We start from the raw sequence: 19,654 nt of genomic DNA on the forward strand, positions 1-19,654 counted from the left end.
ACTGAATATCTTCAATTCCTGTTTTTTCCGTTTCCGTTACCGGAATTTCCCTTGCCGTTTCCACCGGCATTGTTGTTGCCGCTTCCCGAGTTGCCGTTCCCATTGCCACCCGAGTTGCCGTTTCCGTTACCGCCGGCGTTGTTGTTACCGCCACCGGAATTGCCGTTACCGTTGCCACCGGAATTGCCGTTGCCATTCCCGCCGGAATTGCCGTTGCCGTTGCCACCGGAGTTCCCGTTGCCATTCCCGCCGGAGTTCCCGTTGCCATTCCCGCCGGAGTTGCCGTTGCCATTCCCGCCGGAATTGCCGTTGCCGTTACCACCGGAGTTCCCGTTGCCATTCCCCCCGGAATTGCCGTTCCCGTTGCCACCGGAATTACCTTTACCATTGCCACCGGAGTTGCCGTTACCGCCGGCGTTTCCATTGCCATTAGCGCCGAAGTTTCTTCTGCCAATCCCGTTGGCAGAATTGTTTGCTTTCCTGTTGGCATTGGCGGATTTTGCGGCCGCTGCATTTGAGGGCACATTCTTGACCGCAGGCGTTTCGAAGGCTGGAGCACGCTTTGCGCCCGGTTTCACAGATGGCTTGGTACGACCGCCGACAGAAAGGCCAACCCGGCTGGAGGGGGCGCTGGCTGCTGTTTGTCCTGCTGTCAGATCCACCTGGTCGCCGGAGGCGAAATCTTCCACCGCGACCACGCCGCGATCGACGGAAACGCGGGCCTGTTTTGCCTGTACCCGCACTTCAAATCGCGTGCCTTTTACAACCGCGGCGAAGAACGGGGTTTCCACTGTGAAATGTGGCCGTTGCCGCTTTTGAACGTCGACTTCGATTGTTCCCTTTCTCTGCAGCAAAGTGGTTTTTACCCCGTTGCTGCGAAAGTTTGACATGGCGAAGGTGGTGTTTGGTCCGACTGCGATGGTCTCAGCGCCTCGCGCTATCAGGGCACGGGCACCTGCGCGCGTTCCGATGGTGTAGCCTTTTTTGAACACCATACCCCGTTTAACGCGGAAGGCCTCCACCCCAGGTGCGACAAAATAAACGATGCCTGACACACGTTTCACGACCCAGTCTGACGCATTCGCGGAAGCAGGATGCAGGACCAGAGCCGCAAGCAAGAGCGTGCACACAAATGAAACTGCTTTTCGTTTTAGCGAATACATAGCGACTTTTCTCATCGTACTCTTCAACACACTGCGAGTGACTTTTAAAACCAAGCGGCAAAACCGCGATCAATTTTCAAACACCACATAAATTGTGTAGCATTTGAGCACTTAACCCGACGTAAATTTGAGCCCGCAATATTACCTATGCTCGTTATTAATCAGGACAAAACAACACATTAGTGAAGAAAATTACTAAGTATTATTTAGGAATTCATGGAGCTACACAGTCCGCTCCACATCTTGAACAACTCCTGCCGGGCTACTTGCTTTCTCGGCCCAAAGCCGTATCGAACAAGTGCTCCAAACGCTTGCATGGAGCTGGACAAGTTCAGGGGCGAGGTCTGTTACCGTCCCTTGCCGTTTCCGCCTGCGTTGCCGTTGCCATTGCCGCCGGCGTTGTTGTTTCCGTTTCCGGAGTTTCCGCCGGAGTTGCCATTGTTGCCGGAATGACCGTTGCCGTTTCCGTTCCCGCCAGAATTGCCGTTACCGGAGTTTCCGTTACCGGAGTTTCCGTTACCGCCCGAGTTTCCGTTACCGCCCGAGTTTCCGTTACCGCCGGAGTTGCCGTTACCGCCGGAGTTGCCATTACCTCCGGAGTTACTGTTATCTCCAGAGTTACCGTTCCCGCCCGAGTTACCATTGTTGCCTGAGCGGTTACTTACGGCGTTGCCGCGGTTGAAACCGTTGGCGGCTCTCGCCTGCGCCTTCGATGCCGGCACGTTCTTCACAACACGCGTTTCAAATGCCGGTGCCCGCTTGGGCCCGGACTGCACCTCAGGTCTGGTTTTGCCGCTGACGGACAATCCGACGCGGCGCGAAGGGTTGGTGGCAGCTGCTTGTCCCGCCCCAACGTTGGCGCGGTCCCCTGACGCAAAGTCGTGAACGCCAACGACACCCCGGCCAACCTTGACCGATGCCGTCCTGTTTCCCACCTGGACTGTGAAGCGTGTTCCCTTGACAACAGCTGCCAGAAACGGCGTTTCCACTTTGAAATGCCTGTACCACCGGCGCTGTACGTCAACATCAACCCGACCGCGGTCCTGATAGACGACCATGCGTTTGATCAACACGCCCTTGGGCTCGAGCGTTACGACAGAATGCGGTGAAACGACGAATGTTTCCTTGCCGCGGCTGACCACAACACGTCCGCCCCCGGTCTTTAACTTCCACCCTTTTCGGACTGTCATTCCGCGCTTGATGGCAAAGGTTTCGCCAGATCGTGTTTCAACCATCACACGCCCGCTGACTCGTTCCACGGACCAGTGCCACGGGGCGCCACTTGTTTCCGCATCTTGGGAAAATGCCTGTTGCGAGAACCAGAAGATTGCGAGGGCTGCGAGCAGAAACGAGGCCGCCAAGCGGACTTTCATCTCCCAGAAACGTCCAGCGCGATCAGAAATTGCCGTAGAGCGACCTGATCTACTTGATCCGCTGACAATCTTCCCGCTAAACATAAGTGGCCCCTTTTTGGTCCGGCTTTCTAACTCCGGAACGCTATTCTGGGCCCGTTAACAAGACTTGAATTATGCTGAGGAACTTTTTTATTTCTTACTCTTAGTAAAGTTTTCTCTATCTTCTAACGTTTTCAACATTTTCACACATTCGATAAAATTTTAGCTTTAAAACTATTTAAGATTGTGTTTTTGGGATTCTGGCTAGGTTTCGCAATCGCAGATACCTGCGCACCACCGTCAAAACTGTGTTCTGTAATCAGATTTTTTTTGCAATCAGATCCCCGTACCGGTGGCCTAATTCCCGAAAAATTCGGGCCACAGCACTCTGAGACGGCCATATTCGCACAAATCACATTGTGTTTCGGTGTCAGACGGGCGTCAGCAAGTCTCTTTCAACCGTTCTGAAGATTTCCACCTGATCGATGTTCATCTGCTCGATGCCGCAACGAACGGCTTTTTCGAATACACCCCGGTCAGAACCGGCATAGAACATCTGCGTAATCAAACCGGCCTGCCTTGCCTCGTTGATCAAGTCTTCTTCTAGATCGTCTTCATGAAATTCCAGAATGTGCGCACCAAGCGCAACGGCGCGTTCGACAGATCCGACATGTGCATATAGAACCATCCGCCTCAGGTCAGGTACCTTCGCACGCGCTTCGGCGCGGATTGCCTGGTCGAATGAGAATGTCCATGCATCGGCCAGCATACCGCGGGCGGCCAGCATATCGCGGATTTCCGCGGGATCGCCTTCCTTGATTTCGACATAGGTGTTGATGCGGCCCTTGCAGGCATCGAGAAACACATCCAGTCTCGGAACACGCTCTCCCACGAACGCCTCGTCGAACCAGGAACCGGCGTCAAGACGGTCGACCTCATCCGAGGTCATATCCGAAATGCGTCCTGTGCCATCCGTGGTCCGGTCTACGGTTGCATCGTGCATCACATAAAGCACGCCATCCTTGGACGGTCGCACGTCGAACTCGACAACCTCGGCGCCAAGGGCGATGGCTCCTTCCAGAGAGGCGATGGTGTTTTCCGGCGCCTGAAGGCTGGCTCCGCGGTGACACACAACGACGGCTTGTTTCACGTTTGATCTCCTGTGTCTCAAGACCGGGGTCGAGAGCTTGAGTGGGACTGGCCGGCCCCGATATTAAGAGGGAAGTTGATGTGATAGGTGCCTGAAATTCTTGATGAAATGATGACAGTTCAACTTCCATCACGATTTCATGCGCTTATCGGCAAAAACAACCCTTACTTGCACGAAAATTTCCTTTCACCTGACGCTTTGCATCTTATCCCGATTCTGTCGAGATACGGCAGGGCGGCCGAAGCCAAGCCTCTTCAATTGAAGTTTTCCGAGGTGCTGGAAAGTTAACAGCGAAGAAATCAACTGAATTTTTGTTCAGTATTTTCGAACAGTCAGTCAAGTTGCACCGCACAATTTTAAACCTATGTTCCAATTTCAGCGTTCATGAGCGAACGCCCCTGAAAACACTATGAGGTTTGATCATGATCCGTCTCGCAGCTTCTGCGCTTGCCCTTTCCCTCGTCGCGGGCACGGCCCTCGCCGAGCCTGTTGCCTACGACTTCGACAAGTCCCATACCAACCTGTCGTTCTCTTATAACCACCTCGGCTACTCCACGACCGAAGGCCGGTTCGGCGAGTGGGAAGGCACGCTGCTGATCGACAAGGACAAGCCTGAGAACTCTTCCATCGAATTCACGATCGATGTCGGCAGCCTCGATACCTTCTGGGCAGAGCGCGACCAACACTTCCTGAGTGCGGATTTCTTTGACGCGGAAAATTTTCCAAAAGCGACCTTCAAAAGCACCAAAGTCGAACGGACCGGTGAAAACCAGCTGGAAGTCACGGGCGACCTGACCATCAAGGACATCACCAAGCCGGTGACCCTGACCGTTGACGTGACCGCATTTGGCGAACACCCGATGGCCAAGAAAGAAGCTGCTGGTTTTGCCGTATCCACAGTGGTGAAGCGCTCTGACTATGGAATGGACATGTATGTTCCCTATGTAGGGGACGAGGTCACCGTTACCTTCTATTCCGAAGCGCTCAAGGCTGACGCGACCAACTGATAAAACACCGACGGGGGCCGGCCCGACCGGCCTCCGCTTTCCAGGAGCTGCCATGCTGCGCAACACCTCAACCGGTTATGGAAGGATCGCGATTGCTTTCCACTGGACGATGGCCCTTTTGATCATCGGCATGCTGGGCCTCGGCCTTTATATGCAGCAGTTGCCCCAGACCGAGCAGGCGACGTTTGAACTTTACCAGTTGCACAAGTCCATTGGCTTTGTCGTACTGGCCCTTGCCGTGTTCCGTCTTGTCTGGCGCCTTCTCAACCCGTCACCGAAGTTGCCCGAAAACATGCACCCGCTGGAAAAGGCTGGGGCGCATCTGGGTCATGTCGGGCTCTACGCGCTTCTGTTTGCGATGCCCCTGACCGGCTGGTTCATGGTGTCTGCGTCGCCCTGGGGCATCCCAACCGTCCTGTTCAATGTCTTGCCTGTGCCGCATCTTCCTGTGCCGGGTGCACTCGGCTCGCAAGAGCAAGCTGAAAGCTTCTTCAAACTGCTGCATGAATACGGCGCCTACCTTTTGATCGCGCTGATCGTGGTTCACGTGGCTGCAGCGCTGAAACACCACTTCATTGCACGCGACGCCACGCTGAAACGCATGATTTCGACGGCTCCGGCCAAAGCCGAGAGCTGACAAAACGAACTGGAAATCCGAAGATGACATTGAAGCATTTTTCCTACGCCGTTGCTGTTCTGTCGGCGACGACCTTTACCGTACCGGCCTTCGCAGACACCTGGAAAGTCGATCCGGACCAGAGCAAGCTCGGTTTCGAAGTCAAACAGGGTGGCGGCACGCTGACGGGTGTGTTCGCTTCCTGGGAAGCTGACATTGATTTTGATCCGGCAGCTCCGGAAACCGCTAAAATCAGTGCCGAAATCAAACCGACGAGCGCAACGACCGGCAACGCCCAGTTCGACGGCACCCTGCCTGGCAAGGACTGGTTCGACACGGAAGACTTCCCGACTGCCGAATTCAAGTCAGACACTGTCAAGCTGGTCGAAGGCAACAGCTACCGGGCTGAAGGTACGCTTTCCATAAAGGGGATATCCCAGCCTGTCGAAATGGACTTCACGCTGGACATTGAAGGCGACACCGCAACAGCCAAGGGCACGGCGATTGTCAACAGGCTTGACTATCAGCTTGGCAGCGGCGTCGGCAAGGACACTGTCGGAGACATCGTGACCGTGACCCTGGACCTCACCGCGATCCGCTGAGATCCAGCCGGACAATCAAGACTTTCAGTTCCGACCATTTGATCAGGCTGCGGCACTTGGCGTCCGCAGCCTTTTTGCCGTATGAGAACAGCACTCAACGTTCCAGCGCTTCCGGACGCAAGTGGAAGCAGCCAGATCAGGAAAGCCTCCTATGAACGCTCCGCTCACACCTCCCACCTACCAGCACAGTGCTCTTTTTCCGCAGGGAGAAGATAAAACGCCTTACCGCAAACTAACGTCAGACCACGTCAAGACGGCCGAGTTCAACGGCGAAGAGGTGCTGGTGGTAGAGGCTGAAGGCCTCCGTTTGCTTGCCGAAGAAGCGTTCAAGGACATCAACCATTACCTGCGCCCCGGTCACCTGGAGCAACTGAAAAAGATCCTGGAGGACCCGGAAGCGACGGAAAACGACAAGTTCGTCGCCTTCGATCTCCTGAAGAACGCGAATATCGCCTCTCATGGCGTTCTGCCGATGTGCCAGGACACGGGCACCGCGATCATCATGGGCAAGAAAGGCCGCAGGGTGTGGACCGACGGTTCTGACGAAGCTGCCCTCGGCGAAGGCTCTCGCGATGCCTACTTCAAGAAGAACCTGCGGTATTCCCAGCTTGCTCCGCTTTCCATGTTTGAGGAAAAGAACACCAGCAACAACATGCCGGCGCAGATAGAGCTCTATGCCGAAGGCGAAGATGCCTACAAGTTCCTGTTCATGGCCAAGGGCGGCGGCTCGGCCAACAAGACGTTCCTGTTCCAGGGCACGCCCTCGCTGCTGACCCATGATCGGCTGGTGGAATTCCTGAAGGAAAAGATCCTCACACTCGGCACCGCGGCCTGTCCGCCCTATCACCTTGCCATCGTCATCGGCGGCACATCTGCGGAAATGAATCTGAAGACGGCAAAGCTGGCTTCCGCACGCTATCTCGACGGACTGCCGACACAAGGCTCGGAACTGGGACATGCCTTCCGCGATCTTGAACTGGAAGAGGAAATCCACAAGCTGACCCAGGCGACGGGAGTCGGCGCACAGTTCGGCGGCAAATATTTCTGCCACGATGTACGCGTCATCCGTCTGCCACGTCACGGTGCCTCGCTGCCCATCGGCCTTGCGGTTTCCTGCTCCGCAGACCGGCAGGCAGTCGGCAAGATCACCAAAGACGGGATCTTCCTGGAACAACTCGAGATGCACCCGGAAAAATATCTGCCCGAGGTGACAGACGAGCATCTGTCCGACAGTGTGGTCAAGATCGACCTCACCCGACCGATGTCCGAGATCCTGGGTGAACTTTCCAAGCACCCGATCAAGACCCGCCTGTCCCTCACCGGTCCGTTGATCGTTGCGCGCGACCTTGCCCACTCCAAGCTGCGTGACCGGTTGGAAAGCGGCGAGCCGCTGCCGGACTATTTCAAGAACCACCCGATCTATTACGCGGGGCCTGCCAAGACGCCTGAGGGTATGCCGTCGGGATCTTTCGGCCCGACGACAGCCGGACGCATGGATGCCTATGTCGATCAGTTTCAGGCGGCCGGCGGTTCCATGGTCATGCTGGCCAAAGGCAACCGGTCCGCACAGGTCCGCCGTGCCTGTCAGGCCCATGGCGGCTTCTATCTCGGCTCCATCGGCGGCCCGGCTGCCCGCCTGGCGCAGGATTGCATCAAGAAGGTGGAAGTCGTCGAATTCGAGGAACTCGGCATGGAGGCCGTTTGGCGGATCGAAGTCGAGGATTTCCCGGCCTTCATCGTCATCGATGACAAGGGCAACGACTTCTTCAAGGAATTGAACCTCAGCTGAGCACCTGCTTTTGTCGATAAAACACGACCCGCGGCCCTGCCGCGGGTTCTTTTTTGTCTATTCTTCGGCCTTCAGTTGCAGACAGCGCTCAGTCCCCGGGAACCGCACGTTGATTCACTGCAATCCGCATAAATTCGATTCGAACCTGAACGCGGTATATTCAAAATTCCATCAAAAATGGCCGGCGACTTTTGCCAGGGATCGGGAAATCCTGCAATCTCGGCGAGCACCCCCGCAACCGACGCGTTTTTCACGAAAAATTCGTTGCAATTTCGGCACACAGGCGGGACATGAGACCCGGTCACATCAACGTGAGATTTTCCCAATCTTCGTTTTGCGACATACTTATTAAGAGTGAGGCAACGACATTTTCGTAACGTCAATTTGATTGAGAATCGCATCTTTGAGGCATGGGCCCGATGCTGATGGGGGATCGGAATGAAGAAACTACTTTTTGTAATGGTTGCAGTTCTGGCGGGCGCATTCGCGCTGACAGCCCAGGCAGCGCCGCGATATGGCTATTTTGATCATAGCACGAACACCTGGGTCACACCGAAATACCACCCGGGCGGACCGTCTCCGGTCAAGCGCAAGCGTGTGAGATACGATGGCCCCTACCCTGCGGGCACGATCATCATCGATACGTCCGAGCGTCGCCTGTATCATGTCCTGCCTGGCGGCAAGGCAATGAAATACGGTGTTGGCGTCGGCAAGGAAGGCTTCCAGTGGGCCGGTACGCACCGTATCACCCGCAAGGCAGAATGGCCGAGCTGGACTCCGCCCTCGCAGATGCGTGCTCGCGAACGTGCAAAGGGCCGCATCCTGCCGGCTTACATGCCGGGCGGTCCGAACAACCCGATGGGTGCACGCGCCATGTATATCGGCTCTACCCTGTACCGTATTCACGGCACGACCGAGCCGTGGACCATTGGTTCTGCCGTTTCATCCGGCTGCATCCGTCTTGCAAACGAAGACGTGATCCACCTTTACAACCACGTCAAGGTTGGGTCGAAAGTTATCGTCAAGCGCTAATCCCGCTGCAACGGTTGCGACAACGAAAAGCCGGGTCACTCCCGGCTTTTTCATTTTAAGTGCCGGGTACCTTACTTATCGGACCATCGCCAGCGCTTCGCCGTCTGCTCGGCTCGCCAGTACTTGGCCGCCGTTCAGGTGTCCGGAATATGAGCCTCGATCAAAGCCGATGCTGCCTCCCTGGCCGCGCCTGCAGGGTCTGGATCGAAACCCATTTGTGCTGCGACGATCGCCCCTTCCTTGAGCAAAAGAAGTTGCCGCGCCAGCAGCTCCGGCCGGGCAGCCCCCGCTTTTTCCGCAAGGCTCTTGAACGCCGACAAAAGCAATCGTTTGTGCTCAGTCGACTGGGTATGAGCCGGATGGGCGGGGTCCTGAAATTCCGAAGATGCCTTGATGAACATGCATCCCCTGAAACCGGATTCCTCAAACCACTCCCTGAGAACATCGAATATCGCCAACAGTTTTTGCCTTGGGGGAAGATCGCGTTCGTCAAGACTGCGCAAAAACCAGTTCCGGAAGGTTTCGTCCCGGTATCTCAACACCGCAAGGATCAGATCTTCCTTGGTTCTGAAATGCTTGAACATCGTGGTCTTGGATATGCCCGTTTCGACAACAAGCGTGTCCATTCCGGTCGCGTGGAAACCGTCCCTGTAAAAGACAGCCAGCGACTTTCGCACCAGTTCATCGCGTTTGCTAGGTCGCATGAATTCCCTTTCTGTACTGATCAGTAAATAGGCATTCATCGTCCTCCAGTCAAGGTATGCACGGAAACACGCGCCTTACTGCTACCCACGCGCAGTTCTCACAAATATATGATCTCAAATTCTCGCTTCCAGCCTTGCGAATATGAACAGATCGGTACATATATCGAATTGTAACTGAACAGATCGGTACACCTAATTCTGTTTAAAATTGTGAGGCAGACCCATGTTCACACCAAGACCTGCATATCCACGTGGTTTTTATCTCTTTGGTGCATTCGTCGCCGGGGCGCTGCTGATCGTTTCCGCCCTGCGTCCTGCTCCACAGCCGTTGGATGCACGCCTTCACGCGGGACTGTCCTCATCTCCTCAAATCTATGCCCTGGAGCTTACCCGATGACAGAACAGCGCCCGCCCCTGCCTCCATTTACGCTTGAAACGGCCCGCCAGAAGGTGCGCGCCGCCGAAGACGGCTGGAACAGCAGAAACCCGGAAAAGGTCTCGCTTGCCTACACGCCGGATACAATCTGGCGGAACCGGTCAGATTTTCCGGTCGGTCGCCAGCAAGTGGTGGAATTTCTGACTAACAAGTGGCAGCGGGAACACGAGTACCGTTTGATCAAGGAACTCTGGACCTTTGCGGGCAACCGAATTGCTGTCCGATTTGCCTATGAGTGGCACGATGCGACAGGACAATGGTACCGTTCCTATGGCAACGAGAATTGGGAATTTGTACCGAATGGCCTGATGCATCGCCGCTTTGCAAGCATCAACGATCTCGCCATATCAGAAAATGAGCGGAAGATGCATTGGCCTCTGGGACCGCGCCCGGCAGATCATCCAGGGCTCAGCGAACTCGGGCTTTGATCAGCCAAAGGTCTTGCAACGACTGCCACCTCTGAGGCTGTCTGGAAACCGGTGACCGGCCCTCTGCCGGACACCGGTCAACAACCTTCCTGTCAGGTTTTCTTGCTCAATGCGCAGACAGGATTATCTTGCCGTCATGCAGGAAACACCCCTTGTCGAAATGTGCAAGATCGATTGGGTTTGTGGTCCTGATGTCGGCGAACCCCGGCAGCGCTTTGCTCTGGGGATCAAAGCTTCGATGAACCTGCGAGAGGAAGACAAGCGTCGCACGCCGCTTTTTTGCAAATTGTCTCATGTCTTCGATCTGATCACCGAGCGGCGGTTGCGAGCGGTGCTGATCCATGACCTGAAGATAGTCGATTACGGCTATCGTGCCCGGCACCGGATCTGCCAGCGTTTCTTGAATTGTTCCGGCACAAATGCTGTCGGAGAGCACAATGCTCAACTTTTCCAACTTTCCAGGATCGGCGTATCCGCAGTCGGAAAGCTTCGCGCGGACATCCCGATGAGAACATTCGGATGAAAAGAAGACGGAAGACCGTCCGCCCTTTGCCGCTTCAGCAAGCAGTTCGAGCCCCAGAACCGTCTTGCCGTGACCGGGCCGTGCTCCGAGGATCACCATATCGCCTGGCTCAAACGCTGACAGAAGTCTGATCGAAGGGCCCTGGTTACGAGTTGCTGATACGAGATGGCTCCAGCTTCTGTAGCCTTCGCGAACAGCAATTGCGTCCAGTGCCCGGTTCAACGCGATGGTCTTGCTACGGGCGAGAGCCCGGGCTTCACGCTTCAGACGGAAAACGGGTGCGGAGAGTTTCATATTGCGACCTCCAGATCGCGTGCAACAGCCGCAGTCCCTCCATATGCGAACGCACGATTACCTGGTTGCCAACATGAATTGACCCTGCAGTTCGGCTGCTGCTCCAGTTGGAGGGGGATGGCGTGGGTCGAGCCGCCTTCTTTCTAGCAGATTCGCTCAGACACCAGCCAGCGCGCGATACCTCCCATCAACGATCGCGGCTCAGGCCCTTGTCTGCCAGTTCCTTCAGATAGACACCCCAATGGGCTTCAGGGTCCCTGCCCAGGTCGATGAAATACGTCCAGGTGAAAATCCCGGAGTTATGCATGTCATCGAAATGAATACGGACAGCGTAATTGCCGACAGGCTCAATCTTCATGATCTCGACATTGCGCTTGCCGGGAACCGTTTGTTTCTGGGATGGATTGTGCCCTTTCACTTCCGCCGAAGGCGAGCACACCCGCAGATATTCGGCAGACAGTTCGTGCTGTTCACCCGTGTTGAAGGCAACGGTCAGGCTTTTTCTGTCTTTCGATACGCGCAGCTCCGTCGGCCATGGCGCGGTCGGGTCGGTCATATCCGGATCCTCTGATTCCACCCGGCCAACAGCACCGGGAATTGCGCGCGGACGATACCGGCAGAACCGATATCGTCAAGCGTCGTCTTGTCCCGCCTTCTTCACGGCTTCGTAGCCCTCCAGCGCGGCCTCGCGGGCCTTCGCATGGTCAACCAGGGGCTTCGGATAGGTTTCGCCAAGATCGATCCCGGCTTTTTCCAAGGCTTCGGCAGGCGCATCGAACGGCGCAAAGAGATATTGCGTTTCCAAGTCACGCAATTCGGGCACCCACTTGCGGATATAGTCACCGCCTGGATCAAACTTTTCGCCTTGTGTGATCGGATTGAACACGCGGAAATAGGGAGCCGCATCCGCACCGGACCCCGCGACCCATTGCCAGCCAGCGGAATTGTTCGCCAGGTCCGCGTCCACCAGGGTGTCCCGGAACCAGGCCTCACCATGACGCCAGTGCAAACGCAGATGCTTGATCAGAAAGCTTGCTGCGATCATGCGCACGCGGTTGTGCATGTAACCCGTTTGCCAAAGTTCGCGCATGCCTGCGTCAACAATCGGATAGCCTGTTTGACCTTGCTGCCATTTCTCCAGCTCTCCATCCGGCTCCTTCCAGGGATATTCATCAAAGGTGGAGCGCCAGTTTTCGGATGGCAGCTTCGGGAAGTGGTACAGCAGGTTATGAGAAAATTCCCGCCAGGCGATCTCGGACAGGAATTTCATTCCGTCGTCACCGAGCGACGACTTCTTGTCCATGACCTCCTGGGTTTCATGCCAGATCTGGCGTGGCGAGATTTCTCCGAAATGGAGATGTGGAGACAGGCGAGAGACATTGGGCAGGTCCGGGCGGTTACGGAGTTTGCCGTAGCTCTTCAAGCCTTCCTGTAAAAAACTGGCGAGCCGTTCCAAAGCACCTCTTTCGCCCGGAGTCCAAAGGTCTTCCCAGCCCTTTGCCCAATTCGGCTTCTTCGGTAGAAGGCCAAAGCTCTCCAGGCCCTCACCGCCGTCATAATCGGCAATTTCCAGTTTCTCCGGAGCCGGCAAGTCATCATCAATCTCGATCTGCCGCGCAGCTTTCCAGAAGGGCGAATAGACCTTGTAGGGGCCACCGGACTGCGTCTCGATTTCCCAAGGTTCGTACAAGAGTGAGGCCTTGAAACTCTTGACCTCGTATCCGTCGTCTTTCAGCGACGATTTCAGATCGGTGTCTCGCTCGATCGCGTGCGGCTCGTAGCATCTGTTCCAGAAGACGGCCTCAACGCCAGCTTCCTTCGCAACCTCGGGAATCAGATGTCTTGCACTGCCCTTGAGCAAGACCAGTCCTGGCAGATCCTCTTTCAAGGCTTTCAGACTGTGATGCAGCCACCAGCGGCTGGCACCGCCTAACGGGTGTGTTTCGCCGGTCTGCTCCGCAGGCTCCAGAATAAAAACCGGAATAACCTGCCCGTTGCGCGCCGCTTCATACAAAGCTGGATTGTCCTTGATGCGCAAATCCTGCCGAAACCAAACGAGTGTTGTCATGCTGCTCCTACCGCTTTCCACTGGTCAGATACGCCGCAAAGCGCCAACGGATCAACGATGTAAGGGTTTTGTTGGTTCCTATGTTTTCAAGACACAGTCTCGGCAGCGTTCGTCAGACGGTGCGCATCCATTCATCCGCCCAAGCAGCTCCGGCGCTTCGCGTTTTGAGGCAGAGTCGTAATGCGGCGTTTCTGCTCGTGAATTGACAACTGTACACCGACAAGTTTACCTGACACCGTAAACTGGATATCTGCAGTCCGGTTTCGATTGATCTTGTCCGCATCGACGCCATATGATCTGGATAAGAAAAATCTAGGGAGAGCGAAACGTGACAGACGGCAAGATTGTGGTCCCGGCACAAGCGGCAATCGGACAGGTGGACGCGCAAGCTCCGATGATCGATCCCTTCGGTCGTGCCGTCACCTATCTTCGTGTCTCCGTAACCGATCGTTGCGACTTTCGCTGTGTCTATTGCATGGCGGAAGACATGACCTTTCTGCCGAAACGAGAAGTGCTGAGCCTGGAAGAGCTCGACCGCCTGTGCACGGCCTTCATTGAAAAAGGTGTCCGGAAGCTACGCCTTACCGGCGGAGAGCCTCTGGTGCGCAAGAATATCATGGGCTTGATCCGCAGCCTTGGTCGGCATCTGGACAGCGGCGCTCTTGAAGAACTGACCCTGACCACAAACGGCTCACAGCTCTCCCGCTATGCGCAGGAGCTCTACGATTGCGGTGTACGCCGGATAAATGTGTCGATCGATACGCTCGATCCGCAGAAATTCAAGGCCGTTACACGTTGGGGCGATCTTGGCAAAGTGATGGACGGGATCCGCGCGGCGACTGCCGCAGGTCTGCAGATCAAGATCAACATGGTCGCGCTCAAGGATGTCAACGAGCACGAGATCGTGACCATGTTGAAGTGGTGTCACGAGCACGGCCATGACCTCACCCTGATTGAGACGATGCCTCTTGGCGAGATCGACGGTGATCGCACCGACCAATATCTGCCGCTGTCAACGGTGCGGGCACGGCTCGCTGACGAATTCACGCTGACAGACATTCCGTACAAGACCGGGGGTCCTGCGCGGTATGTGACGATTGAGGAAACCGGTGGGCGTCTTGGTTTCATCACGCCGATGACACATAACTTCTGCGAGAGCTGCAATCGAGTGCGCGTCACCTGTACAGGCCAGCTTTACATGTGTCTTGGTCAGGAGGACATGTCGGACCTGCGCGCGCCGCTGCGTGCCTCGGAAGGCAACGACCTCTTGAATGCGGCAATAGACGAAGCCATTGGCCGCAAGCCCAAGGGGCATGATTTCGTGATCGACCGGAACCGCAATCAGCCCGCCGTTTCCCGGCATATGAGCGTCACCGGCGGGTAAAGCCGCCGGAGCTTTTTCAAAGCAAACAGCCGACGTAGCTGCTGATCGTTGGATCAGCGGCGCTACTCTGCTGCGACCAGATTGGAGCGCGTGGTGTAGTAGCGAATGCTCAGGGCAGCAATCAGGCTGCAGGCGATCCCCACACCCATAACCAGGATCATTCCCCAGGGCGATCCGGCCAGTATGCCGTTGGCATACAGCCAGGCAACGACTGATCCTGCCAGGGCTCCCATGGAAACCTGAAAAGACGCCGTCATGCCAGAGGCCGCTCCGGTCAGTTCCGGCCGAACGCTTGCCGCGCCAGACAAGGCGCTTGGCAGGCAAACGCCATTGCCAAGCCCGAGCAGGAACATGGGCAGGAACAGACTGGGGGCGCTTAGAGCGCCAAAATAGGTAAACCCTGCAATGACGGCCACACAGACAATCGCGATGAGCGTTCCCGACAGGATCATTGGAAACAGGCCGACCCGTTCGGAATACCTGCCGGATATGAAGTTGCCGGCGATATAGCCGAGTGCAACGAACATGAAATAGAAGCCCATTTCGCCGGCGCTCAGGGACAGAAGATCGGCAGCAATGAAAGGTGCGCCCCCAAGGTATGCGAAATAGGCGAGCGCACTGAAAGCAGCGGTGAGCGTGTAGCACCAGTAGAGCGGTTCACGGCACAACGTTGCATAGGCTTTAAAGATCTGGCGCCCTCCAACCGGATTGCGGTTCGTGTGGGTTTCCGGCAGGAGGAAAACGCTCGCACAAAGAGTGGCAACCCCGAACACCAGGAGCAGCATGAAGCCTCCCTGCCATCCGTAATAATGATCCAGCAAGCCGCCGATTGCCGGTCCCACGGTCGGCATCACCGCCATGCCCATGGTGACATAGCCGATCATGCTGGCCGCTTGCTTGGGACTATATAGGTCGCGGAGGATTGCCCGGCCGAGCACCAGTCCCGTGCAGCCGCCCGCAGCCTGAATCACGCGAGCGGCGATCAGCGCTTCGATACTTTGTGCGAACAGACAAAAAACGGTGCCAATAACGAAAAGCACCGAGCCGAGTATGATGACCGGCCGTCGGCCGAACTGGTCCGACAGGGGCCCCCAGAAGAGCTGGAATACGGCAACCGCAATGAAGAAAGCGGACATGGATAACTGAATCTCGCCCGCGGTCGCGGAAAAGACCAGCATCATTCCTGCCAGGGATGGCAGGTAGATCTGCATGGCAAGCGGGCTGACAGATGAAATCGCCATAAGCACCGCAAGCGAAGGTTTCGCACCGGCGCTGGAAGTGTGGGATTTGCTTGTAACCATGCCCGGGAAGGAACCTTTTTATCGTCATGCCTTGCGGGCTAAATATTCAACTTTGAATATGTATATTGGTTCCGTGATCCGGGCGTGAAAACTTCAATTGATACAGTCGATAGCCTCGAGGAGACGCAAAAAGTCAGCAATTTCAAGCAATTGCTTCATGCATTGTATCCCCCGCGAATCCGTATCGGGTGCGAAAGTTCGTGTCCGCAAGTGGCAACTTTTCATGCGTTGGCGCACCATCTTCAGCAGTGGTTGCCGACGTTGACACGGGTATAAAAAAACAGGCTCGGCGTAAGCCGTGCCTGTTTTCGTTTTATCGGCCTGCTGCGGGTCTTCCTGGGCAGGCGAATGGGAAGTTCCCGGTTCAGTCGAAGACGATTTTCGGGGCGGCGCGGGCAGGCTCGGCACTTTCGCGATCGATGCTGGCGAGCACCTTGCCAGCAATGTCCTTGTAGATACCGGCAACCTCACCTTCCGGATCGGAAACAACAACAGGTGTACCGGCATCCGAGGTTTCGCGGATCTTCATGGTCAAGGGGACTTCGCCCAGGAATGGCACGTCCAGCCGATCGGCTTCCGCCCGAGCGCCGCCATGGCCGAATATATCGTGGCGGCCGCCGCAGTCGGGACACAGGAAAAAGCTCATGTTCTCGATGATCCCCAGCACGGGAACGTCGACACGTTTGAACATGTTGAGCCCCTTGCGGGCATCGATCAGGGCGAGATCCTGCGGTGTCGACACAATCACCGCGCCGGCCAAAGGCACCTGTTGAGCCATGGTCAGTTGAGCGTCGCCGGTGCCCGGTGGCATGTCGACCACCAGAACGTCCAGTTCCCCCCAGGCGACTTCGCGAAGCATCTGGGTGAGCGCGGAAATGACCATTGGCCCGCGCCAGATCATGGGGGTATCCTCTTCCACCATGAAGCCCATGGACATCACCTTGATGCCATAACCTTCCATTGGCTTGAGCATCCTGCCCGACAAGGCTTCGGGACGGCCGGAGACGTTGAAAAGCCGCGGTACGGACGGGCCGTAGATATCAGCGTCCAGAACCCCTACCCTTTTGCCAAGAGCAGCCATTGCAAGAGCAAGGTTCGCCGTTGTCGTGGACTTGCCAACGCCGCCTTTACCGGAGGCGACAGCAACAATGTGCTTGATGCCGGGAACGCCGGGTTTTGCTGGAGCCTGTTCCTCAGCCGCGCGCCGAGGCTGCTGCGGAGCGGGTTTCGCAGCTGGTGGAGGCGCTGTGTTGCGGGTGCTGCCTGCTGCCCGTTCGGCTGTCAGCGCGACCATCACCGTTTCCACCCCTTCAACTTCCTTGACCACCTTTTCGGCAGCCTGACGCAGAGGCTCTAATTCTTGCGCGCGCTCTGCGGGAACGGTGATGGAGAAGACAACACGGCCATCGGACACGAACACGTCCGAAACAAGGCCCAATGAAACAATATCGCCCTCAAGGTCCGGTCCCTTGATTTGCCTTAATCGTTCCATGACTGCGCTTTTTATGGTGTCGGTCATTCTTCGGTCCTGTTTCGTTCACCGGCCACTGCCCGTAGCCGATTTTTCCGGTGCAAAATCTAGGCCGCCGCCTCACTCAGGCAAGCTGCCAAAATGAAGCACGGCGCGTTCCGCTCTCTGATGGGGAGTCATAGAAGGGGTCATTTTCCGACACAAGCCCAACCATTCAACAGTTGATGGCCGCGCAGTACTGAATGGTTTGTCGCCCTGGGTGTTTGCCAAACCGGAGGTGAAGCCGAGTGCCATTGGACGCCGAGATTGTTACCCAGCCGCGATGGGGACAATGTTTTCATTGAACCGGGTCACTGCCTGGGTAATTTGGAACCGCCTTGCGCAAACTCTCTTCCTAGTATTTCAAGCCTCAGGACCCCGTCATGCCAACCTGCCTCATCACCGCGGCCAATCGCGGGATCGGTTTCGAGCTTGCCCGCGCAGCCCTTGAGAACGGCTGGACCGTTTATGGTTCAGTCCGGACGCAGCAAGCTGCGAACGCGACGGCCGAACGGCTGGGCAAAAGTTTTCATCCGCTTGTTTTCGATGTGACCGATCATGCCGGTGTTCGTTCTGTTGCCAGCAGCCTCGACAGCCCGCTCGACCTGCTGATCAACAATGCAGGCATCATCGCTCCGGAACGTCAAAGCGCTCTGGACATGGATTTCGAGGGCTTTGCCGAAACGCTGGCCGTCAACACCCTTGCGCCTTTGGCAGTCTCACAAGCCTTCCTGCCGCATTTGCGCAAGTCAGGGGCTGGCCGGATCCTGACCATTTCCAGCCAGATGGCCTGGATGGGATACCGGAAATCGGACACCCTCGCCTACCGTGCCTCCAAAGCAGCGGTGAACAAGGTGATGCAGGGACTTGCGACCGATCTGGAACCAGAAGGCATTCCCGTCGCGCTGATCGATCCGGGCTGGGTGCGTACAGATATGGGTGGTCAGCAGGCCGACAATGACCCGGCGGATGTTGCGCGGGGAGTTCTGAAGATCGCAAGTTCCCTCACCGTCGCCGATACCGGCAAATTCTTCAAATGGAGTGGTGAAGAGCGCCCGTTCTGATGAGCCGCCGAGGGGGAGCTGTGGAAGATTTGGCACACCCGCGTGCCGAAGCCGGAGGCTGTTCCAGCTGAAACTTACCGACGGTTGTCGCTTCAGGAAGCTGGATCAATGCCTCCTTTTGCCGTGCTGACCTCTACCGGCAAGGCCGTCCAGCGCCCCCCGCCTCAACACGGAATGCAAGCGCATGCTGTTGGCACACGCGTTTGAGGAGCTGGACTGCATCGCGGTTGAATTTCGAATCCACTTCACGCACCGGCAAAGCCGCGCTGCCATCGCACGGCTGGGCGCCAAACTGGACGGCGTACTGCGGTCTCACCAGCGCTCACCCAAAGGGGCGCTTCGCGATACGGTGGTCTATTCGATTCTTCCCCAGGAGTGGCCCGCGGTAAAAGCCAGCCTCGAATTCAAGCTTGAAGAACGGGGCTAACCTCCTTTTCCACACAAAGAAGTGCTCACGTTGTTTTGCACAGTTTTCTTGTTCTGTGCACCAGGCGGCAAGCACACATTTGCGGAGGACTTTGCAACCCACCGGTAACAAGGTGTGATCTTCTTCCTATTTGATTCAAATTTTAAGCAAATGTGAGGAATTGAGGCGCAGGCTGGATTCATCGGCAAAAGGATGGATACGCCATGGAACTTTACCGCGCCTGCTACCGAAGCAAGATCAACTGGGGCAAGATGCACCTGGCCCTGCCGGACGAAATCGACAAAACGTTGCTGCGCATTCGCCGGATCAACCGAAAGGCCGGTGTAACCGGAGCGCTTCTGTTGGTCGATCAGCACATTATTCAGGTTCTGGAAGGCCGGACAGGTCCGGTGCTTGATACCGTCTATTGTGTGATGAACGATCCGCGTCTGGAAGCCATCGAGGGCATCATTCACGAACCGGCTGATTTCCGGTTGTTCCCGAATTCGCTGATGTTTTTCCGGGATCTGACCGATGGCCTTGCCGCTTCCGAGCACGATGTGCTGCGCCCCTTGCTTGACCATCCGGCTGATGTAACGCGGGAAGAAGCCTACAGGGCGTTCGGCCACTTCGCGCAGGAGCTTCAGGAAGGCCGCCTGACCAACGAGATGCTGATGATCTGAGGCGCTCCGGCCCAGCAAAGTGCTTCGGCTCATCACCGGTTCCGTAAAATACTGCCCGTGGCCGCAGAGCCATGGTCCTTTTGCCTACAGTCTTGATACG

General features: G+C 56.3%; 19 protein-coding genes and 1 pseudogene. 11 read left to right on the forward strand and 9 right to left on the reverse strand.

Going from position 1 to position 19,654, the window contains the following annotated elements; translation table 11 throughout:
• Positions 1–11: 11 nt before the first annotated feature.
• The 3 genes from AC2A6O_RS01190 to AC2A6O_RS01200 all read right to left on the reverse strand — a co-directional run bounded on the left by AC2A6O_RS01190 (position 12) and on the right by AC2A6O_RS01200 (position 3,707).
• Positions 12–1,118, reverse strand: coding sequence for a FecR domain-containing protein (locus AC2A6O_RS01190; protein WP_498925907.1), 1,107 nt, complete (start codon positions 1,116–1,118; stop codon positions 12–14).
• A gap of 392 nt (positions 1,119–1,510) precedes the next feature.
• Positions 1,511–2,536, reverse strand: a complete 1,026-nt coding sequence (locus AC2A6O_RS01195; protein ID WP_498925421.1) for a FecR domain-containing protein — start codon at positions 2,534–2,536, stop codon at positions 1,511–1,513.
• A 451-nt stretch (positions 2,537–2,987) separates the two neighbouring features.
• Positions 2,988–3,707, reverse strand: a complete 720-nt coding sequence (locus AC2A6O_RS01200) for a glycerophosphodiester phosphodiesterase family protein (RefSeq protein ID WP_148587151.1) — start codon at positions 3,705–3,707, stop codon at positions 2,988–2,990.
• Positions 3,708–3,794: 87 nt separating this feature from the next.
• On the opposite strand from AC2A6O_RS01200, the gene AC2A6O_RS01205 reads away from it, so the two are divergent.
• The 6 genes from AC2A6O_RS01205 (at position 3,795) to AC2A6O_RS01230 (ending at position 8,753) form a co-directional block, all read left to right on the forward strand.
• Positions 3,795–3,995, forward strand: a complete 201-nt coding sequence (locus AC2A6O_RS01205; RefSeq protein ID WP_498925422.1) for a hypothetical protein — start codon at positions 3,795–3,797, stop codon at positions 3,993–3,995.
• Between the two features lie 134 nt (positions 3,996–4,129).
• Entirely contained in the window at positions 4,130–4,714 is a 585-nt protein-coding gene (locus AC2A6O_RS01210; RefSeq protein ID WP_498925423.1) for a YceI family protein, read from the forward strand.
• A gap of 52 nt (positions 4,715–4,766) precedes the next feature.
• Complete coding sequence (locus tag AC2A6O_RS01215; RefSeq protein ID WP_498925424.1) at positions 4,767–5,351, forward strand: cytochrome b; 585 nt, start codon at positions 4,767–4,769, stop codon at positions 5,349–5,351.
• 23 nt (positions 5,352–5,374) lie between these two features.
• Positions 5,375–5,932, forward strand: a complete 558-nt coding sequence (locus AC2A6O_RS01220; RefSeq protein ID WP_148587154.1) for a YceI family protein — start codon at positions 5,375–5,377, stop codon at positions 5,930–5,932.
• A 151-nt stretch (positions 5,933–6,083) separates the two neighbouring features.
• Positions 6,084–7,721: a fumarate hydratase gene (locus AC2A6O_RS01225; protein ID WP_498925425.1), complete on the forward strand. Its 1,638-nt coding sequence runs from the start codon at positions 6,084–6,086 to the stop codon at positions 7,719–7,721.
• A 438-nt stretch (positions 7,722–8,159) separates the two neighbouring features.
• Entirely contained in the window at positions 8,160–8,753 is a 594-nt protein-coding gene (locus AC2A6O_RS01230; RefSeq protein WP_148587156.1) for a L,D-transpeptidase, read from the forward strand.
• Between the two features lie 134 nt (positions 8,754–8,887).
• On the opposite strand, the gene AC2A6O_RS01235 is transcribed toward AC2A6O_RS01230, so the two are convergent.
• Positions 8,888–9,457, reverse strand: a complete 570-nt coding sequence (locus AC2A6O_RS01235) for a TetR/AcrR family transcriptional regulator (protein ID WP_148587157.1) — start codon at positions 9,455–9,457, stop codon at positions 8,888–8,890.
• A gap of 393 nt (positions 9,458–9,850) precedes the next feature.
• Here AC2A6O_RS01235 and AC2A6O_RS01240 point away from each other — a divergent pair, with 393 nt between their 5' ends.
• Positions 9,851–10,321: a nuclear transport factor 2 family protein gene (locus AC2A6O_RS01240; protein ID WP_498925426.1), complete on the forward strand. Its 471-nt coding sequence runs from the start codon at positions 9,851–9,853 to the stop codon at positions 10,319–10,321.
• Between the two features lie 106 nt (positions 10,322–10,427).
• Here AC2A6O_RS01240 and AC2A6O_RS01245 read toward each other — a convergent pair whose 3' ends face one another.
• The 3 genes from AC2A6O_RS01245 to AC2A6O_RS01255 form a co-directional block, all read right to left on the reverse strand.
• Positions 10,428–11,138 carry a DNA helicase gene (locus AC2A6O_RS01245; protein WP_498925427.1) on the reverse strand — a complete coding sequence of 237 codons (711 nt, stop codon included), beginning with the start codon at positions 11,136–11,138 and terminating at the stop codon, positions 10,428–10,430.
• A gap of 187 nt (positions 11,139–11,325) precedes the next feature.
• Positions 11,326–11,694 carry a gamma-butyrobetaine hydroxylase family protein gene (locus AC2A6O_RS01250; protein WP_498925429.1) on the reverse strand — a complete coding sequence of 123 codons (369 nt, stop codon included), beginning with the start codon at positions 11,692–11,694 and terminating at the stop codon, positions 11,326–11,328.
• A gap of 75 nt (positions 11,695–11,769) precedes the next feature.
• On the reverse strand, positions 11,770–13,206 hold the full coding sequence (locus AC2A6O_RS01255) for a cryptochrome/photolyase family protein (protein ID WP_498925430.1): 1,437 nt from the start codon (positions 13,204–13,206) through the stop codon (positions 11,770–11,772).
• Positions 13,207–13,600: 394 nt separating this feature from the next.
• Between AC2A6O_RS01255 and moaA the strand changes: the two genes are divergently transcribed.
• Complete coding sequence (gene moaA, locus AC2A6O_RS01260; RefSeq protein ID WP_209001411.1) at positions 13,601–14,590, forward strand: GTP 3',8-cyclase MoaA; 990 nt, start codon at positions 13,601–13,603, stop codon at positions 14,588–14,590.
• Between the two features lie 62 nt (positions 14,591–14,652).
• On the opposite strand, the gene AC2A6O_RS01265 is transcribed toward moaA, so the two are convergent.
• Complete coding sequence (locus tag AC2A6O_RS01265) at positions 14,653–15,891, reverse strand: multidrug effflux MFS transporter (protein WP_498925431.1); 1,239 nt, start codon at positions 15,889–15,891, stop codon at positions 14,653–14,655.
• 364 nt (positions 15,892–16,255) lie between these two features.
• Positions 16,256–17,410 (reverse strand): Mrp/NBP35 family ATP-binding protein, encoded by a 1,155-nt coding sequence (locus AC2A6O_RS01270; RefSeq protein WP_498925432.1) that lies wholly within the window; start codon positions 17,408–17,410, stop codon positions 16,256–16,258.
• A 374-nt stretch (positions 17,411–17,784) separates the two neighbouring features.
• Between AC2A6O_RS01270 and AC2A6O_RS01275 the strand changes: the two genes are divergently transcribed.
• The 3 genes and pseudogenes from AC2A6O_RS01275 (at position 17,785) to AC2A6O_RS01285 (ending at position 19,554) form a co-directional block, all read left to right on the forward strand.
• Positions 17,785–18,465 (forward strand): SDR family oxidoreductase, encoded by a 681-nt coding sequence (locus tag AC2A6O_RS01275; RefSeq protein WP_498925433.1) that lies wholly within the window; start codon positions 17,785–17,787, stop codon positions 18,463–18,465.
• Positions 18,466–18,471: 6 nt separating this feature from the next.
• Positions 18,472–18,892: pseudogene (locus tag AC2A6O_RS01280) on the forward strand (GNAT family N-acetyltransferase); the annotation flags it as partial.
• A gap of 203 nt (positions 18,893–19,095) precedes the next feature.
• Positions 19,096–19,554, forward strand: coding sequence for a BLUF domain-containing protein (locus tag AC2A6O_RS01285; RefSeq protein WP_148587165.1), 459 nt, complete (start codon positions 19,096–19,098; stop codon positions 19,552–19,554).
• The last annotated feature ends 100 nt before the right edge of the window (positions 19,555–19,654 follow it).

It is taken from the genome of Labrenzia sp. ATLA3 (assembly GCF_057180185.1).

Bases quoted from the DNA above. Each gene is read 5' to 3' on its own strand.
- AC2A6O_RS01195 (WP_498925421.1), bottom strand. From the start codon at position 2,536: ATGAAAGTCCGCTTGGCGGCCTCGTTTCTGCTCGCAGCCCTCGCAATC.
- AC2A6O_RS01210 (WP_498925423.1), top strand. From the start codon at position 4,130: ATGATCCGTCTCGCAGCTTCTGCGCTTGCCCTTTCCCTCGTCGCGGGC.
- AC2A6O_RS01215 (WP_498925424.1), top strand. From the start codon at position 4,767: ATGCTGCGCAACACCTCAACCGGTTATGGAAGGATCGCGATTGCTTTC.
- AC2A6O_RS01220 (WP_148587154.1), top strand. From the start codon at position 5,375: ATGACATTGAAGCATTTTTCCTACGCCGTTGCTGTTCTGTCGGCGACG.
- AC2A6O_RS01225 (WP_498925425.1), top strand. From the start codon at position 6,084: ATGAACGCTCCGCTCACACCTCCCACCTACCAGCACAGTGCTCTTTTT.
- AC2A6O_RS01230 (WP_148587156.1), top strand. From the start codon at position 8,160: ATGAAGAAACTACTTTTTGTAATGGTTGCAGTTCTGGCGGGCGCATTC.
- AC2A6O_RS01235 (WP_148587157.1), bottom strand. From the start codon at position 9,457: ATGCGACCTAGCAAACGCGATGAACTGGTGCGAAAGTCGCTGGCTGTC.
- AC2A6O_RS01240 (WP_498925426.1), top strand. From the start codon at position 9,851: ATGACAGAACAGCGCCCGCCCCTGCCTCCATTTACGCTTGAAACGGCC.
- AC2A6O_RS01245 (WP_498925427.1), bottom strand. From the start codon at position 11,138: ATGAAACTCTCCGCACCCGTTTTCCGTCTGAAGCGTGAAGCCCGGGCT.
- AC2A6O_RS01250 (WP_498925429.1), bottom strand. From the start codon at position 11,694: ATGACCGACCCGACCGCGCCATGGCCGACGGAGCTGCGCGTATCGAAA.
- AC2A6O_RS01255 (WP_498925430.1), bottom strand. From the start codon at position 13,206: ATGACAACACTCGTTTGGTTTCGGCAGGATTTGCGCATCAAGGACAAT.
- moaA (WP_209001411.1), top strand. From the start codon at position 13,601: ATGATCGATCCCTTCGGTCGTGCCGTCACCTATCTTCGTGTCTCCGTA.
- AC2A6O_RS01265 (WP_498925431.1), bottom strand. From the start codon at position 15,891: ATGGTTACAAGCAAATCCCACACTTCCAGCGCCGGTGCGAAACCTTCG.
- AC2A6O_RS01270 (WP_498925432.1), bottom strand. From the start codon at position 17,410: ATGACCGACACCATAAAAAGCGCAGTCATGGAACGATTAAGGCAAATC.
- AC2A6O_RS01275 (WP_498925433.1), top strand. From the start codon at position 17,785: ATGCCAACCTGCCTCATCACCGCGGCCAATCGCGGGATCGGTTTCGAG.
- AC2A6O_RS01285 (WP_148587165.1), top strand. From the start codon at position 19,096: ATGGAACTTTACCGCGCCTGCTACCGAAGCAAGATCAACTGGGGCAAG.